This window comes from Terriglobales bacterium (genome assembly GCA_035487355.1).
Taxonomy (GTDB): domain Bacteria; phylum Acidobacteriota; class Terriglobia; order Terriglobales; family Acidobacteriaceae; genus QIAW01.
Genome location: DATHMF010000035.1, coordinates 1 through 16,376 on the forward strand (window position 1 = coordinate 1; position 16,376 = coordinate 16,376).

The following is a 16,376-nucleotide window of genomic DNA, read 5'->3' on the forward strand; positions in this document are numbered from 1 at the left end:
GCACGAAAGCCATCAGCCCCTACTCCCCGGCCAACAAGCAAGACACACCAGAAGACAAACCAGATCTAGCCCGGCAAAACACCGTCAGCCCCGAATCCGCCGCCGGTGCAAATCAGCAAACGCCCCAGCGCTATGAACGGATCCTGCACGGAAATTCTCCCTCTCCCCCGTTCACAATCCCAAAGCCGGAGAATAAAGCCCCGCAGCGAGAAGGCCTACGCCACCCCGACCGGAGTGACATGCGTACGCTTTGAGAAAAAAAGGCAGATTCAACAGGTTTTAAAAAAAAGCATTCCCAGGAATGCAGGGCCAAAGATTAAGGATGAGGCCCTTCGGTCTTTGAAAATTCATAAGAGCAGTATCCCGTCGCTAGAGCGATTTGCCTATGCACGCCTCCGCGTCCTCTGCGGTGAGTTTTTGTTTTTGGCTAAAAGCTAAGAGCCAAAGGCTAAGGGCTTCTTTTCCGCGACCCAAGCAAGCAGGGTGGCCCCCCTAATTGAATCCGCGAAATCTGCGGCGAGCTTTTTGTTTTTGGCTAAGAGCTAAAGGCTAAGAGCTAAAAGCTTCTTGAGCTGAGTGCTAATTACAACTCCCTGGCTGCTTTTTGCAGCTCCCGCCGCATTTCATCCAGCGAGCGCCGCAGCTCTTCCATTTGGGGTTTAAGTTACTTTTCCATCTCTACCTTGGTTTGCTCGCTGGCTTTGCGGATCTCTTCCCGCGCCTGGTCGCGCATCTGGGTTGCCTTCTGGCGGGCTTCGGTGCTGATGCGTTGCAGTTCGCTGCGGTTGATTTCAATGTCCAAATCTTCCAAATGAATTCCATCCCCTGGCCCCCAGAGGCTGGAGTGGTCTTTCGACCGCTCGGGAAGGGTCAAAGAGAAGCTTTGCTCGTGTTTATCGCGGATAACCCCAATCGTGATCTTGCCCGTGCTATGGGCGCGCAAGGCCATGCTCCAGTCACCGCGGTTGGCGATTTTTTCGCTTTCAACGCGCACAATCACGTCTCCGGCTCTTAATCCGGCACTCTCGGCTGGGCTGCCTTTATCTACTGAGCGTACCAGGATGCCGCCGCCATCTTTGACTCCAAAGAATTCGCCTAGTTGCGGGGTGAGACTCTCAACCTGCAATCCTGAGCGTACGGTGCGGATGACAAAGATGTCATTGTCCGGCGGTATGGAGATTTCCGGCATAACCGGTATCTGGGGCGGCGTTATCCGAATGTGCGGAATAACGATCTGTGTCATGGCCTTGGTGCGGTTTGCCAACTGAACTTGTAAGGTAAGCGGTTGCCCATCGCGGCTGAGGCCTAAGGCTACAGTCCGCCCTGAGGGAATCTCATGGATCAAGCGGCGCAGTTGTTCAACCCCTTCGACCCGCGTGCCGTTGAATTCCAGGATAACGTCGTGCTCTTTAATGCCGGCTTTGCCGGCGGGGGCATCCTGGTCTACCATCACCACTTCTACTCCGCGCTCTTCTTTCAGTTTGAGCGGGCCGACGCGCTCGGAGGTGATGTCCTGGGTATCAATGCCCAGATAAGAGCCACCGTAGTAGCTGGTACCTCCAGAACCCGGCTCGCCCGGTTCTGTAAGCTCCTGTATATCAATGCCCACATGGGAGCCGCTGCTCTGGGAACCGCCGCTTGCGGCAGAGCCCGCCTCGCCTGGCTCGTGACGGTATTCATCGTCCGCGGCCCAGGCCGAAAGGGATACGGCCATCACCATCAGTAGAATCTTGCTCAACAAGCTACGCATAAAACTTCTCCTGAAGAAGTCGGAATGAAGTAGAAGCTTACTTCATCCTTTATACTTCTTATTTCTCACTTCTCACTTCTTACTTCCGAAACCGTTATCTCGGCCTACGATCACTCGTAGACACGGTTCGTTTCAGCAACTCGATACTGCCGGTGCTGGTATGAATATGAAGCACCTTGCCGCCGCCATTTAAATTACCCTGGCAGTAGGTTTCTTTGGGGCCAAAATCGGGCCCCTCTGAGGAAATTTGCAGCTCCGGGAATTCGGAGCGGATCTTTTGCCACGAGGCTATATCAATGGCTGCCTGCACGGTCACCGGAAGGTCTGCGGGAAGATAGACCCGAATATCGCCTGCGCCGGTTTCCAGGCGCGAATCGGTGAAGTTGACGCCTTGTCCTATAAATTCAGCCGTAATCTGGCCTCCGGCCGTCTCAATCTGAGCGCCGCTCATCAGCTTGTAAAGCTCCACGCCGCCCCCGCTGGTCCTTGCCCTGACTGGGCCATTAGCAGAACTCAACTTGATCGGGCCTCCGCCCGTCCTCAGCGTGGCGCTGCCGCCTACGGTGCCGGCGCTAATGTTGCCGCCCCCGGTCTCTGCTGTCAGGTCGCCGCCACAGTTAGCAACCACAATCGGCCCGCCCCCCGTGTTCAGGTAAATGCTTTGGCTGCCCGAATCAACGTGGATGGCTCCGCCTCCACTATGGGCATGCACGGCTCCCTTGGCGGAGCGCAGGCTGATCTTGCCACCGCCGGTCTCCAGCTTGACCTCCGAACCCGCCGTCCCTACATCAACGGAACCGCCTCCGCTCGAGGCGTCAATGGCGCCGCCAATGTTATCAAGCGAAACGTTGCCCCCGCCAGTATCCGCGTCTACCCGCCCGTTGATGGAATTAACAGTAAGACTCCCGCCACCCGTGTGCGCGTTCACCAGATCAAGCGCCTGTGGAGTATGGATGTCAAAATCAGCGCAATACGAGCGCCCGCGGCCATAGTTCCTGGGACCCTGTCCGTAGAGGGTCACGGTATCGCCTTGCGTGCTGGCGGTGACCCGGATGAGATCAAACACGCGCTGTGCCTCCTGCTTCGATGCACTGTAGACCCGCTTCTTCACCGTATAGGAGATGTTGTTTGCCGTGCCGCCCTGGATGTGCACCGACCCCAGGTTTGTAATCAGCTTCAGATTGCGCTGCGCCGGCAGGCTTCCCGTGGTTTCTTCCACCCAGGCTTCGCCTTCGCGGTAAACTTTTGCCTCTTGCGCGACGGCTGCACCAACCAGTGCGAGGGCGGTCAGTGCGATTTGTATTCTCTTCTTCATGACGTTGGTTCCCTATTTAATGGTCGTGCTTTCCCTGTCTCTTTTGCTAATCAATATTCGGAAGCGAGGCCAGTGTACGCTCTGATTCGGAGCGGATGTACTCGTTATCGTGCCGCTTGGAGAGACGCTCGAAGGCGCTGCGCACCGTGCTGTCTGCCTTGACCGGTTGTAACAGCCGGATCGCCTCGGTACGCACCCCGGGATTGGTGTCATTCAGCAGAGCCTGGACAACAGCATCGCGGACCTGGACATCTTCTTTTACGTATTCCTCGAGCCCCTCCAATGCCTGCAAACGCACGCCGGGATTGTGGTCATCCAGCAATGCACGCATCATGGCCTGGCGCACCTGTGCTTCATCGCACTTTTGCGACAGGATAGCAACCGACTCTACCCGCACACCGGGGTTCTCCTGGGTGTGAGCGGCGTACAGCAGCAGCTTCTCAATGTCTGGATTGTTAATCGAACCTTGCGCGGATGAGGGTAGAAGCTTGTCGTAGCTGATTTGAACGCTGTTGGTGTTGGGGTCTTGGGTGATGCCACGAATTCCGGCAATGGAGGCTTCGGCAGATTGGCCATTTCCAATTTGGGCAATACCGCTAACCGGAGGCGTCTTAATTTTGAAGGCTGTCAGCACCCCTCCGGCAAAGCCCACAATCAGGATTGCTGCTGCCAGCGCGGGGGAAAATCTGATCTGCCGCAGCCAATCCACCGGGTCCCAAACCAGATGAAAGACCCATGCGCGCCAGCCGCGAGCAGTCTCGGCGGTTTCCAGGGCCTCTTGCAGGCTCATGCGCGAGGCCGCCAGCAGGTTGGGTGTTGGCTCGAGGGCCGGGGCAGCGCTTACATCTTTCCGAAACTGCTGCGCCGACTCGAGTTCCAGATTGCAGGCCGGGCAACGCTCGGCATGCTGCCGCATTTCAAAGAGTATGTCGTCAGGCAGCTCATCATAAACCAGCAAAATAACGTTTTGTTTAAACAACTCGCAGTTCATCGTTGACTCTCACTTTAGAGACGTAGCATGCTACGTCTCTACATAATTCATCTCATTTCAGACAGCGCACCACGCAACTTTTGTGTAGCGCGGAAGAGCGTATTCTTGGCTGTCTCTTCCGTCGTACTCAACATTTCGCCGATGGTGCGCAGTTTAAGCCCCTGGTAATGCTTCAGCTCAAATACCATGCGCTCGCGCGGCGTGAGCCGGTTTAAAGCCAGTCCAATCTTGTGGCCTAGCTCGCGGCGCATCAAGTCGCGTTCAGGATTGCTGTGCGAGCGATCATCGGCCACCTGGTCGATCAGGCTCAGCTCAGTGCCATCCTGCATGGTGGTCACCGGCGCTTCTTCTTTGCGCACGTTTTTCTTACGCAAGTGATCCAGGCACAGATTGGTCACGATGCGGTAGATCCACGTATAAAATGAACACTCGAAGCGGAAGCTGACCAGGTTGCGGTAGGCCTTGAGAAAGGCTTCCTGGTAGATGTCTTGCGCGTCTTGTTCAGAGGCGGTCAGTCGCAGCGCCAGGCGCAATACCGCATGGTCATATTGGCGCACCAATTCCTCGAAGGCTGCGCGATTGCCGCGCTGCGCCTCGCGTATCAGGACGTTATCGTCTACGCGCCTCAGAGCCTGGCTGACCATGGTTCCCCGTACGGGGGATGTATCCGCGGGACTGCTTATCACGCCCACCACATTTTCCATAACACTCATGGGTGGGGTTCCTGTCCGCCAACCTTCAATCCTAAACCCAAGATTGTCTCGGCCGGCATTTGTCTCAACCTGTGCTCCACCTTTCAGAAGACATCCAATTTTCGGTGTCTCTACTGGGCACTTGAATAGACGGCAGCAGAGCAGTTTCGTAAGCAAATTATGACAGGGAAAAACCTCTTATGGGAAGCGGTGGGAGAGGGCGTTGCGGTCCCGCCGAGCGGGATTTTGCTACCGAACTCCATAGATGGAAAGCCACCAGGGCGAATGTGGAAGCATAAAAGTAAATCGGGTGATTGAGCAATGACCCAATCACCCGATGACTCAATCGTTCAATCTATTCAGTGTCTGGCTTGATGGTGACTTTGATGGGTGCAGCGATGTCACGGTGCAACCTGATCTGCACGTCAAAATCGCCCAGCGTCTTCAATGGTTCCTCGAGCTGGATCTTGCGGCGATCAAGGTTAAAGCCGCGGGCTTCCATCTCCTGGGCAATGTCGGCCGAGGTCACGGAACCGAAGAGGTGGTCACGTTCACCCACCTTGCGCAGAAATGTAAGATGCACCGTCGCAAACTGTTTAGCCAGCGCCTCGGCATCGGACTTCTCTTTCACGGAACGGCGCACGGCCGCAGCCTTCATCTGCTCAATCACGGCGCGATTGGCCGGCGTGGCTTCAATCGCCAATTTGCGCGGCAACAAAAAATTTCTTCCGTATCCGTCGGCCACTTTCACGACGTCCCCGCGATGGCCGAGTTTTTGTACGTCTTCTTTTAATATGACTTCCATGCTGAACCTCCTATAAATTTCTTCGTTGGCCCACGTACACTCCATGCTGAGCGACAGCCGGGAGCCGAAGAGAATGGGCCGCTAGAATCTTGCTGCAAAGGGCAGCAACGCGATATTGCGGGCCTGCTTGATGGCCGCGCTCAACCGGCGCTGGTGCGGCGTGCAAACCCCGGTCAACCGGCGGGGAACAATCTTGCCGCGCTCGGCCACAAACTGCGAGAGCAGGCGCACGTCCTTGTAATTGATGGAATCAATTTTTTCCACGCAGAATTTGCACACTTTCTTGCGGCGGAAAAACTTGCGGCCGCCTTCGCCGCGTCCCGCTCCGCCGCCGGGCCGGCGTTGCGGACCGGGTTTGCTTTCAACTTCTGGTGCCTGGGTTGTCTGTACTTCTTCGTCTGCCATAACTTTTCCTCAATTCTATTCAAAAATCTGCCAAGCCTCTGCTGCCTGGGACGATTGGCAACGCCTGGCGTTAGAAGAGACGTAGCAAGCTACGTCTCTACGAAAAACCCTTGCAAATCCTAAACCGTAGCCGTTGCGGGCGCGCTGCCGGCTTCGGCCGCGGGCTCCGCTGCCGGGGCCGCAACCACACTCGCGGCCGGAGCCGAAGCCGAAGCAGGACTGCGCTTCACACGGCTGGCCCGAAGGGCCTTGATCTTGTCCAACCGCTTGTGCTCCTCATCCACGCGCACGCTGATGAACTTGATTACCGGTTCAGCGACGCGCAGACGGCGTTCGACCTCGTGGATCATCTCGCCGGTGCCTTGGAGCGTCAGCAGGATATACAGGCCTTCATTGAATTTGCGTACCGTGTAAGCCAGGCGGCGCTTGCCCATGCGTTCGGTGTGCTTCACCGTTCCGCCGGCTGTGGTCACGTTGGATTCCAGCGTGCCAATGAGCTTATCCACATCTTCGTCGGCCATATCGGGCCGGACAATAAACATTAATTCGTAAGTGCGTTGCATTTCGTATCTCCACGCTTCCCGAAAAACTGGAAGCTAAAATTCTGTCTGTACCTCAATACCGGTTTCACTTTGGCCCGGCGCCTCATCCGTCAACTAAACTTCATCGTCCTTTTCCCGCTGATTAAAGCGGTTCATGGCGCGGCCGACGCCTTCCTTGAGGATGACCTCAACCGCGTCAGCGGCGCGGTCTAAAACCAGGTCTATGGTTTCGTACTGCGCCTTCTTAAACTGCGAAAGCACGTAACCTGCGCCATCGCGAACTTTGTGCTCGGGCCCAATCCCTAAGCGGACTCGCACAAACTCCTGGGTGTTCAACGCGCCCATAATGGATTCCAACCCATTATGGCCGGCGCTCGATCCACGCTCTCGAATGCGCAGCGTACCCAGCGGAAAATCCAGTTCGTCATAGAGCACGACCAGATCTTTTGCCGGGTCAGCCTCGTACTTGCCCACCAGTTCACGCACCGCCATACCGCTCAGGTTCATGAAGGTTTCCGGCTTGGCCAGCAGAGCTTCTACTTCGCCGACCTTGACCTTCGCGGTAAGCGAATGGCAATGCCGGTTGATGACCCGCACACCATGTTTTTCGGCGATCCTGTCAATGGCCAGAAAGCCCATGTTATGCGGCGTGAACTGATATTCAATACCCGGGTTGCCGAGCCCGACGATCAATTTCATGTTCTATAAAGGCCCCGCAATCACGGATACGTAAACGCCTACTACTTCTTCTCTTTCTTCTCGCCCTTTTCCGGCTTGGCTTCGGCAGCCGGTGCAGCGGCAGCGCCTTCCTCGGTCTCCTGCTTGCCCTTCTTGATGACCTCGGGCTCGGCAGGAGTAGCGGCAGCAGCCTCGGCAACGGCGTCTGGCGTCGGCGCCGCTTCTTCTTTCACTGCGGTGATGTGCGCCACCGGCTGGTTTTCATCGGTCACAAATTTCATGTCTCCGGCGTGCGGAAGATCAGAGACGCGCAGCACTTGTCCGAAGACCAGCGCGGTCACATCGGCATCAATGTGGCTGGGGATGTTCGAAGGCAGACACTCAATTTCCACCTCGCGCAATATCTGCTCCAGGATTCCGCCCTGTGTCTTCACGCCTTCGGCGGTCCCCGTGAGATGGATCGGCACCTTGACCCGCAGCTTCTGGTCCATGGCGATGCGCTTCATGTCAATGTGCATCAACTTGCCTTTGATCGGTTCGTATTGCCAATCTACGATCATGGCCTTGGTGCTCTCGTCGCCGAGTTTCAGGTCGAAGATGGTGTTGTGTCCGGTCTCGGATTGCAGGATGTAGGTGATCTCTTTGGGATCAACGCTCACGGCCACGGTTTCTTTCTTGGCGCCGTACACCACCGCGGGAATCTTGCCGCTCACCCGCAGCCGCCGCGCTTCATTCTTGCCGCGCGATTCCTGGGTGCGGACCTGAGCTTCTATTGTTTTTTCGTTTTTTGCTGTTGCAGTTGCCATAAAAATTTAGCCTCTAGCTTCTAGCCACTAGCTGTGTCGAATTCTGGTGGCTCAGACAGAAATCCTTTCCTTCAAAATCTCGGTTCAAAATCTTCAGCCTGCGTCGCCCAAGCTCTAATACAGCTAGAGGCTAGAAGCTAGCGGCTGTCTTCTAAGTAAACAATGTGCTCACCGAAGTCTCTTCGTGTATAGACTGGATCGCCCGCGCCAGCAGGCCGGCGATGGAGAGCACTTTAATCTTGGGTTCGTTCTTGCCCGCGTTGGTCAGCGGAATGGTATTGGTCACCACGACCTCTTCCAGATGAGACGTGGAGATGCGCGCGATGGCCTCCCCCGACAGCACCGGATGCGATGCGCAGGCATACACCTTCATCGCCCCATTCTTGATGAGGGCTTCAGCCGTTTTCACCAGAGTGCCGGCGGTATCAATAATGTCATCCAGAATCAGGCAAGTACGGTCATGCACATCACCGATCACGTGCATCACTTCGGTCACATTCATGTCGGTGCGGCGCTTATCCACAATGGCCATCGGAGCTTCCATCTTTTTAGCGAAGAAGCGCGCGCGTTCCACGCCCCCGGCATCAGGTGAAACCACGGTCAGGTTTGGCAAATTCAGCTTGCGAAAGTGATCTACCAGCACCGGCGAAGCGAACAGATGATCCACCGGAATGTTGAAAAAGCCCTGAATCTGCGGAGCATGCAGGTCCACCATCAGCGCCCGGTTGGCTCCAGCGGTGGTTAAAAGGTCGGCCACCAGCTTGCTGGAAATTGGAACACGCGGCTTGTCCTTGCGGTCCTGGCGCGCATATCCGAAATACGGGATCACCGGCGTGATGCGCCGCGCCGAGGCGCGCTTCAGTGCATCAATCATCAGCAACAGCTCCATTAAGTGCTCATCTACAGGAAACGATGTGGGCTGAATCACGAAAACATCGGCTCCACGAACATTCTCCAGGATTTGTACGTAGACTTCACCATCGGAAAAACGCGTCATGTGCGCTTGCGCGCGCGGTAGATCCAGAAAATTGCAGACCTCATCGGTCAAAGCCTCGTTGGCCGAGCCGGAAAAAATCTTGAACTTGTCGTCGCGGCGTGCGCGCTGCGGCTTGCGCTCACTCTTAGGCTGCACTTTTGCCTTCTCCGTCGCTGTGCTTATTGTTGTTGCCATAGTTAATACTCAGTACTCGGTAGTACTCAGCCTCCAGGTTTCGCGATTTTGGGGGCTATATTGTCCAGCAACTCAACGTCGCTTGCAACACATTTAGTACTCAGTTTTAGTACTCAGTACCCGGTACTCAGTACTCAGAAGCCAACTTCGTCAGACCCTCTCATCTCAGAAATCCTGCTACGATTTAACTGAGTACTGACAACTGAGTACTTGTATTCTTGGCTGGGCGGCTAGGATTCGAACCTAGACAAAGTGCTCCAAAGGCACTTGACCTACCATTAGTCGACCGCCCAGTAGTTCACACCCAACTCCTTCGACTAACGTACAAAATTTCTGTGCCGGGGTCCCCGCCGCACGCTTCGTGCGGTGGGGTGGAATGGCACTTGACCTACCATTAGTCGACCGCCCAGTGGTCTTCATCAACTTCGACTAACGTTCATGAATTCTGTGACGAGGTTCCCACCGTGATCGTTTACCAGCAACCCTGCTGACAAACGACTACTTAAAAATTTTTCGCCAATATTCTCGCCGTGTCAACGTCATGGTTGCTTGCGCCGGAATGCCGTTTGCCGCCAGCTTTTGCGCGCCTTTTTGGGCAGCGGCCTTGCTGGCAAACAGTCCGTAGACCGTTGAGCCCGAGCCGGAGAGCGAGGCATACTGCGCACCCGCACCTTCAAGCACACGCTTCACGTCACGCAATTCGGGATGCTGAGGAAATACGACCCGCTCGAAGTCGTTTTCGATCCCGGCACGGACAAGGTCGAGAAGAGGTGCCTCGGCCCGGCCTCCGCCCTTTGCGGAGACGCCGGTTGCAGAACTACACAGCCAGGAAAAAACACCCAAGCTGAACCTATTTATTCTATCGAAGCTGTTGTTCTCAGTCAATTTTGGGGTAGGGGCAGTATAAGAAGTAGCAATATAAGAAGAAGGCTTACGCCGCCCGGATGGTGATGTATCCGCTTCCGCCATGAGTTTGTCCCAATCGGCAAATGCCTTTGGGGTGGAAACTCCAATCGCGGGGGTGGCAATCACGCAGGGGATGGCAGGCAAATCTGCCAACGGATAAACCTGTTCACCCCGGCCCAGCCCGAGAATTGTCCCGCCCACAAGAAATAAAGGGACATCAGATCCCACTTCAGCCGTAATGCGCAATTTCTCTTCGGGAGCAATCCGCGCTTTGAGGGCTTGTTCCATCGCCAGCATGGTGGCCACGGCATTCGATGAAGCTGCTCCCATGCCGCCCTGCACCGGAAGTTTTTTTTCGATGCTGATTGTGATTTTGGCCCGGGTTTTCAGGGAGCGCAGCACGCGCTCGGCAATGCGGTAACAGGTGTTGCTCTCATCGCAGGGAACTGCCGTATTGTGACAGCGGATTTCAATTCCCACACCGCGCCCCGCCTCAACCCGAACCACGTCATGCAGGGCAACGGTCTGATAGACGGTGTGCAAATCATGAAATCCGTCTTCGCGCCTGGCGCCAATGCACAGTCCCAAATTAATTTTGGCGAATGACCTGACCGCAACGGACATGAACTCATTCTAAACTGACTCATTGAGTCATCGGGTCATTGAATCATCGGGTCATTGCAGAATTGAGTAATTGTGTAATCGGGGAATTGCGGAATTGTAGTTGTGATTTGTGCATCGGCTCAATTACACCAATTACCAAATCCTGTAATGACTCGATGACCCAATGACTCAATGAATCAATTGTCATAGCCACGAGTAGCATCAGCAAAAGAAGGATTTTCAACTGATGTGGGTAATGCAGTTATCGAAAGATAAGGGCACTGAGAGGCACATGCCGAACCGAGATTGTGGGGTCGAGGTGCGACAGGCGTTTAACCCTCTCAGTGCGTTTCGTCAGGTTGCTGATTATAAACACACTTTCAGGCGGAAAGTCTCAGCTTTTATCTGAAGATCTTAAAACCGTTTAATGCAGGATTGAATCATTGAGTCATCGGATCATTGGGTCATTGAATCATCGGGTCATTGATTCACTGAAGATTTATTGAATCATTGAACATTGAGTAACAGTGCAATTTATTCAGTCTATCCCTGCCCTTAATTGACCCCAATTACACAACTACCAAATTCCTCAATGAAACAATGACCCGATGACCCAATGATTCAATTCTCTGTAAGTAAGTGGTTAAACCTAGATATTGCCGGAATCGGTACAAAGCAGTTGCATTCGTCTGAAAGCGGGGTAGAGTAGCTATATGTGCAACTCCAGTTTCGCCCGCATTTTATTGGTTTCCAGCATTCTGTCCGGCTTCCTGGTCTGGGGACAAACCCCTGCCACCTCAAGCCCTGCTCCCGCAAGCGGCGTAACCATCTCTGCCGCAACGGAACAGATTCCGCTGGCGGATTTGCAGGCGCTGGTGCAGAAGCAATTTGGCGCAGGATTTGAAGTTGTGACCGAACCGCCTTTGTCCAGGATTGGAGGCGCCAAAGTGCTCAACGACGAACCCACCCCCGCAACCTGGAGCCCGCTGTTGGTCGGTGATTTCGACGGCGACGGCGTAGAAGACGCTGTCATTATCGCGCGCAACAAAAATGCTCTCATCGAAAGTGATGCCTTTCACTACAAAGTGAGCGATCCTTATAACGCACACTTCGGATACGGCAATCCGGAAGTCACGATGGATTTCAACGCCCAGGACCCGGTTCATAACCTGGATCTGCTCATCATCCACGGCTCGGGTAAAGAGGGATGGCGCGCCGAAACCCCCAAGGCCAAATTTGTGGTCATCAATGTTCCTTTCGAGCTAGCCTCGGTGGCGCACGCCACGCTGAAAAAGAAGTCCGTGAACGCGATTCGCGTGGAAGAGAGCGACACCATGAGTTCACTCATCTTCTGGGATGGTAAGAAATACAGGTACATGCCCGGCGGCGGAACGCTGTAAAAGTTAAGAAGTATGAAGTCAGAAATACTTCTTACTTCTCATTTCTTACTTCGTACTTCCTCCGCGTCTCCGCGCCTCCGCGGTTATTTATAATTCCAAATCATGAACCTTGAAGAAAAACTGGCGGAGCTCAAACGCCGCGATTCCATCGCCCAGGCCGGCGGCGGTGAAGAGCGCCGCACCCGGCAGCACCGCGAGGGCAAAATGTCGGCGCGGGAGCGCATTGAGTTCCTGCTCGACGAAGGCACCTTCGAAGAAACCGACAAGCTGGTAACCCACCGCTGCAACGACTTCGGCATGGCCGAGCAGAAGCTTTACGGTGACGGCTTCGTGACCGGCTATGGACGCATCGAAGGCCGCCTGGTCTTCGTCTTTGCCCAGGATTTCACCGTCTTTGGCGGTTCGCTTTCCGAGACCAACGCCGCAAAAATCTGCAAGATCATGGATATGGCGATGCGCGTGGGCGCGCCCGTCATCGGCCTGAACGACTCGGGCGGCGCGCGCATCCAGGAAGGCGTGATGTCGCTGGCCGGCTACGCCGATATTTTTCTGCGCAACACCCTGGCTTCGGGAGTGATTCCGCAGATTTCCGCGATCATGGGACCGTGCGCCGGCGGCGCGGTGTATTCGCCGGCCATCACCGATTTCATCTTCATGGTCGATAAGACCTCTTATATGTTCGTCACCGGGCCCGATGTGATCAAGACCGTGACCCACGAAGAGGTCAGCAAAGAACAGCTTGGCGGCGCGGCCACCCACAACGAAGCCTCGGGCGTGGCCCAGTTCGAGGCCCACGACGATGGCGAATGCCTGAGCATGATCCGCGAGCTGTTGAGTTTTCTTCCCTCAAACAATGTTGACGACCCGCCGCGGCGCAGCGCCACCGATCCAGCGGACCGCGCCGACGAAAAGCTCGATTCTCTGGTGCCCACTGAATCCAATCAGCCTTACGACATGAAAGATGTAATCCACGCGGTGGTGGATGACGGCGATTTTTTTGAAGTCCACGAGCACTACGCGAAAAATATTCTGGTGGGCTTTGCCCGGCTCAACGGACGCAGTGTCGGTATCGTCGCCAATCAGCCGGCGTTTCTAGCGGGCACGCTCGATATCAACGCCTCCGTCAAAGGCGCGCGCTTTGTGCGCTTCTGCGATGCCTTCAACATTCCGCTGATTACCTTCGAAGATGTCCCCGGATTTCTGCCGGGCACGCAGCAGGAGTTCGGCGGCATCATCAAGCACGGGGCCAAGCTGCTCTATGCTTTCGCCGAAGCCACCGTCCCCAAGATCACGGTCATCACCCGCAAAGCCTATGGCGGGGCTTACTGCGTGATGTCGAGCAAGCACATCCGCACGGATGTGAATTACGCCTGGCCCACGGCAGAGATCGCCGTCATGGGACCCGAGGGCGCGGTGAATATTGTCTACAAACGCGAGTTGGAAAAAGCCGCCAATGGTTTCACTAATCCGGAAGAGCGCGAAGCCGCCCTGGCCGCCATGCGCAAAGAAAAGACCGAAGAATTCCGCGACCGCTTCGCCAACCCCTACATCGCAGCCGAGCGCGGATACATTGACGCCGTCATCGCTCCAAGAGAAACCCGCAAAAAACTGATCCAGGCGCTGGAGATGCTAGACGGCAAGCGCGACAAAAACCCGCCCAAAAAGCACGGCAACATACCGCTGTAAGGGATACCAAAAAATTCTGGTAGAGACGTAGCATGCTACGTCTCTGCGTCAACCTTCCAAGCTGCCATCCTGAGCGGAGTCCGAGCGACGCAGGAGCGAGGACGAAGTCGAAGGACCCCGAGAATGCTTCGGTTGCCCAGGTTGCGTCAAGGCATTTTCTGAAGAGCACTCGCGGCCTTTACTTCCATATTTAAAATCCGCGTGAATCCGCGAAATCCGCGGTCAGCTTTTCTTTGTGCCCTTTGTGGTTAAATTTCCTGCTTTATCGCTGATAGGGAGTCTCCAGATATCTGCGGGCTTCGTCCAGAGCGCCCTGAGTATTGTCGTTGGTCTGAATTGCCTGCCGGTATTCGTTGACCGCCCGCTCGCGCTGGCCCACAATGTCAAAAATCTTGCCCAATCCGATGTGGCTCCAGACCTCTGTCCAGCGGGGGTCGTCGTCGCCGTTGATGCTCTCGCGGTATTCATTGGCGGCAGACTGATAGTTGCGCTGGAGATAAAACACCTCCGCCTTGCGGTAGTGGGCCAGCGAGCTTTTCTTGTTGATCTCGAGCGCTTTGTTGAACTCGCTCAACGACCCGGCTAGATCGCCTTGTGCCGTCAGCTCCTGGCCGCGGCGGATGGCCACCCGCACATGCAGATCGGGTGAATACTTCAGCACCCAGTTGTTGGGATCGAGCGTGAGACGGCGCGGCTGGCCAAAGGTTTCCACCGAGAACGATGACTGCGTCCCCGTGACTTCAATGCGCTTCATCTCGCTCTGGCCATCGGTATCAACCTTGAGTTCCAGTGGCATGCGGAACAAGTCCAGGTCCTGAGAAATCTGCCCCACGATGCGGAAGCCTTTGTCGGTTCGGGAGATCGTATGTTTCAATTTGAACTCCGGCGCTCCCGTTCCATCGATCCATTGCGAGAAGAAGGTGGTGAGCGTTTCTCCTGAATTCTTTTCCGCAATAGCCTCCAGATCGGCAACGCTGGCCGGTTTTCCCCTGAAGTCATCCATGAATTCCTTCATGCTCTTATCAAACGCGGCATCTCCGATCACCCAACGCAGCATGTGAAAGATCATGCCGCCCTTGTCGGTGGCCAGGGCCTGGAATTGAGGCGAAAACAGATCGAGCTTGCTAATGCTCGAAAGGGGCACGGTGTCATACGCTAGCGCGCCCACTGCCATGTCCTTGGTGGCATCTTCAAAAGCCTGCTGGCCGGCAGAATTCTGCACATACCGCATCTCCGAGTAGCGCGCACCGCCATCCGCCAGCCAGAGATCGTCCTTGCTGGCTGGACTTACCGAGACGCCCCACCACTGATGCGCGATGGTATCGGCCAGCAGCCGGTAGTTGGTTTTTTCCTGTATGTCGTGGCCGGCGATGGCGGCAATTTCCGGCGCCCACCAGGCGGGCACGGTATCATCCGGCAACTCGACCACGCGAAGAAACGGAGTGGTCGCCACGCCGTACATGCCGGAGAAATACTCCAGCTCTTTGCCGGCCGTCTCGGCATAAGCGGCCGCATACTGCTTTTTGTTGGGATGAACGAAAACCCTTACGTTTCCGCTGTCGGCCTCAACAAAAGGCCCGGCGATGATGGTGCCGGGAAAGCTGGGTTTTTGCCAGGAGAACGTGGCCACGTTTTTTTTCGCCGATGCCGGTTGAGCTGCCGCAGCCAGGCCGCTGCCAATAATAATGGTGCCTGCCGGTGCGGTGATATGGATGATCGCCGTAAAGCGGTCCATGCCATAGTTGGTAATGGGAAACCAGCGGCCGGGATAGAGCAGGTAGGTTACGTCCTCGCCCACGTAGGCGAGCTTCAGTCCTTCCACAGGACTATCGTCGGCATTGGCCAGCTTGCCTTCGTATTCGAAAGTGATGCTGCTGCTGTCGCCCTTGTTCAAACCGTTGGGCAAGGCGACGCGGACCACGTTGTCCTGAGGGATGCGCTCTACAGAAAGCGCCTTCCCGTTGGCATCCAGTATCTTGGTGATCCGGAGGGCGTTGTTCAACTCAAAACTGGCGAAATTTGTATCGCCGGTGACCAGGAACTTGACGCGCACACGCGCCGTGAGCTGGTGCGTCTGCGGTTCGATCTCAGCGTCAATCAGGTAGTCCTGCGCTTTGGCGCGTGCCCCTTCCGCTGCCAGAACTGGGGCGACAAAAGAAAAAATCAGGCCCAAGAGAATGTAAGTGCGCCGCAGGGCCTGTCGGACAGTTTGCATGAACGGGAATTCCCTTTGACTCCAAAGACGGCACGATTATACCCCCATCTTGTCTGCTTGCTTTTGGCCTTGTTGGTACGGCTTTCACCCGGAACCGACAACCTAGATCCTGCACTCTGGGGGGCCCCAGGCAAGCTTGGGTCTTGCCAGTCCATCGAATTCCCAGCTACCCGCTGAGAAATGTTTGCACTCTAATAAACTTTGGCTGCTGCAAAAATCGCGGACGGGATACACCCACGGCTTCGCCGGGGCAGACGGGGCAGGCCAAGCTCCAAGAAGTCGGCTCAATTGCCCGGATGGCTTGGCCGTATTTTGGGGGATCCCCCCACTTGCTAGCAGGTGGGTGAAGGGCCCCAAATCGCGTCTAACCCTCGTCATTACTGGCGAAAATCGATCCGGGGCGAGGGACTA

Annotated in this window: 15 protein-coding genes and 1 tRNA gene; 3 read left to right on the top strand and 13 right to left on the bottom strand. The window is 55.6% G+C overall.

The genetic code is table 11. From position 1 onward, the window contains the following. On the top strand, positions 1-254 hold a 254-nt coding region (locus tag VK738_08665), incomplete at its 5' end, for a hypothetical protein (GenBank protein HTD22712.1). Positions 255-664: 410 nt separating this feature from the next. On the opposite strand, the gene VK738_08670 is transcribed toward VK738_08665, so the two are convergent. From VK738_08670 to VK738_08725, 12 genes are all read right to left on the bottom strand, one after another. After that, a complete protein-coding gene (locus VK738_08670) occupies positions 665-1,750 on the bottom strand; it encodes a PDZ domain-containing protein (protein ID HTD22713.1) in 1,086 nt (361 codons plus the stop codon). 94 nt (positions 1,751-1,844) lie between these two features. Beyond that, on the bottom strand, positions 1,845-3,065 hold the full coding sequence (locus VK738_08675) for a hypothetical protein (GenBank protein HTD22714.1): 1,221 nt from the start codon (positions 3,063-3,065) through the stop codon (positions 1,845-1,847). A 46-nt stretch (positions 3,066-3,111) separates the two neighbouring features. After that, positions 3,112-4,056, bottom strand: a complete 945-nt coding sequence (locus tag VK738_08680) for a HEAT repeat domain-containing protein (protein ID HTD22715.1) — start codon at positions 4,054-4,056, stop codon at positions 3,112-3,114. 47 nt (positions 4,057-4,103) lie between these two features. Beyond that, complete coding sequence (locus tag VK738_08685; GenBank protein ID HTD22716.1) at positions 4,104-4,769, bottom strand: sigma-70 family RNA polymerase sigma factor; 666 nt, start codon at positions 4,767-4,769, stop codon at positions 4,104-4,106. A gap of 334 nt (positions 4,770-5,103) precedes the next feature. Continuing rightward, positions 5,104-5,553, bottom strand: a complete 450-nt coding sequence (gene rplI / locus VK738_08690) for a 50S ribosomal protein L9 (protein ID HTD22717.1) — start codon at positions 5,551-5,553, stop codon at positions 5,104-5,106. A gap of 81 nt (positions 5,554-5,634) precedes the next feature. Beyond that, positions 5,635-5,958, bottom strand: coding sequence for a 30S ribosomal protein S18 (gene rpsR / locus VK738_08695; protein HTD22718.1), 324 nt, complete (start codon positions 5,956-5,958; stop codon positions 5,635-5,637). Between the two features lie 119 nt (positions 5,959-6,077). Further along, positions 6,078-6,521 (bottom strand): 30S ribosomal protein S6, encoded by a 444-nt coding sequence (gene rpsF / locus VK738_08700; protein HTD22719.1) that lies wholly within the window; start codon positions 6,519-6,521, stop codon positions 6,078-6,080. A gap of 93 nt (positions 6,522-6,614) precedes the next feature. Further along, positions 6,615-7,199: an aminoacyl-tRNA hydrolase gene (gene pth, locus VK738_08705; protein HTD22720.1), complete on the bottom strand. Its 585-nt coding sequence runs from the start codon at positions 7,197-7,199 to the stop codon at positions 6,615-6,617. Between the two features lie 41 nt (positions 7,200-7,240). Next, on the bottom strand, positions 7,241-7,984 hold the full coding sequence (locus VK738_08710) for a 50S ribosomal protein L25 (protein ID HTD22721.1): 744 nt from the start codon (positions 7,982-7,984) through the stop codon (positions 7,241-7,243). 151 nt (positions 7,985-8,135) lie between these two features. Next, complete coding sequence (locus VK738_08715) at positions 8,136-9,155, bottom strand: ribose-phosphate pyrophosphokinase (protein ID HTD22722.1); 1,020 nt, start codon at positions 9,153-9,155, stop codon at positions 8,136-8,138. A 219-nt stretch (positions 9,156-9,374) separates the two neighbouring features. Then, positions 9,375-9,448, bottom strand: a tRNA-Gln gene (locus tag VK738_08720). A 205-nt stretch (positions 9,449-9,653) separates the two neighbouring features. Further along, positions 9,654-10,685 (bottom strand): hypothetical protein, encoded by a 1,032-nt coding sequence (locus VK738_08725; GenBank protein HTD22723.1) that lies wholly within the window; start codon positions 10,683-10,685, stop codon positions 9,654-9,656. 692 nt (positions 10,686-11,377) lie between these two features. Here VK738_08725 and VK738_08730 point away from each other — a divergent pair. Then, entirely contained in the window at positions 11,378-12,064 is a 687-nt protein-coding gene (locus VK738_08730) for a hypothetical protein (protein HTD22724.1), read from the top strand. 102 nt (positions 12,065-12,166) lie between these two features. Beyond that, positions 12,167-13,750, top strand: coding sequence for an acyl-CoA carboxylase subunit beta (locus VK738_08735; GenBank protein ID HTD22725.1), 1,584 nt, complete (start codon positions 12,167-12,169; stop codon positions 13,748-13,750). Positions 13,751-14,012: 262 nt separating this feature from the next. Here VK738_08735 and VK738_08740 read toward each other — a convergent pair whose 3' ends face one another. Continuing rightward, the gene (locus VK738_08740; protein ID HTD22726.1) at positions 14,013-15,965 is read right to left on the bottom strand and encodes a M1 family aminopeptidase; all 1,953 of its coding nucleotides are present in this window, start codon (positions 15,963-15,965) and stop codon (positions 14,013-14,015) included. Between the last annotated feature and the right edge of the window lie 411 nt (positions 15,966-16,376).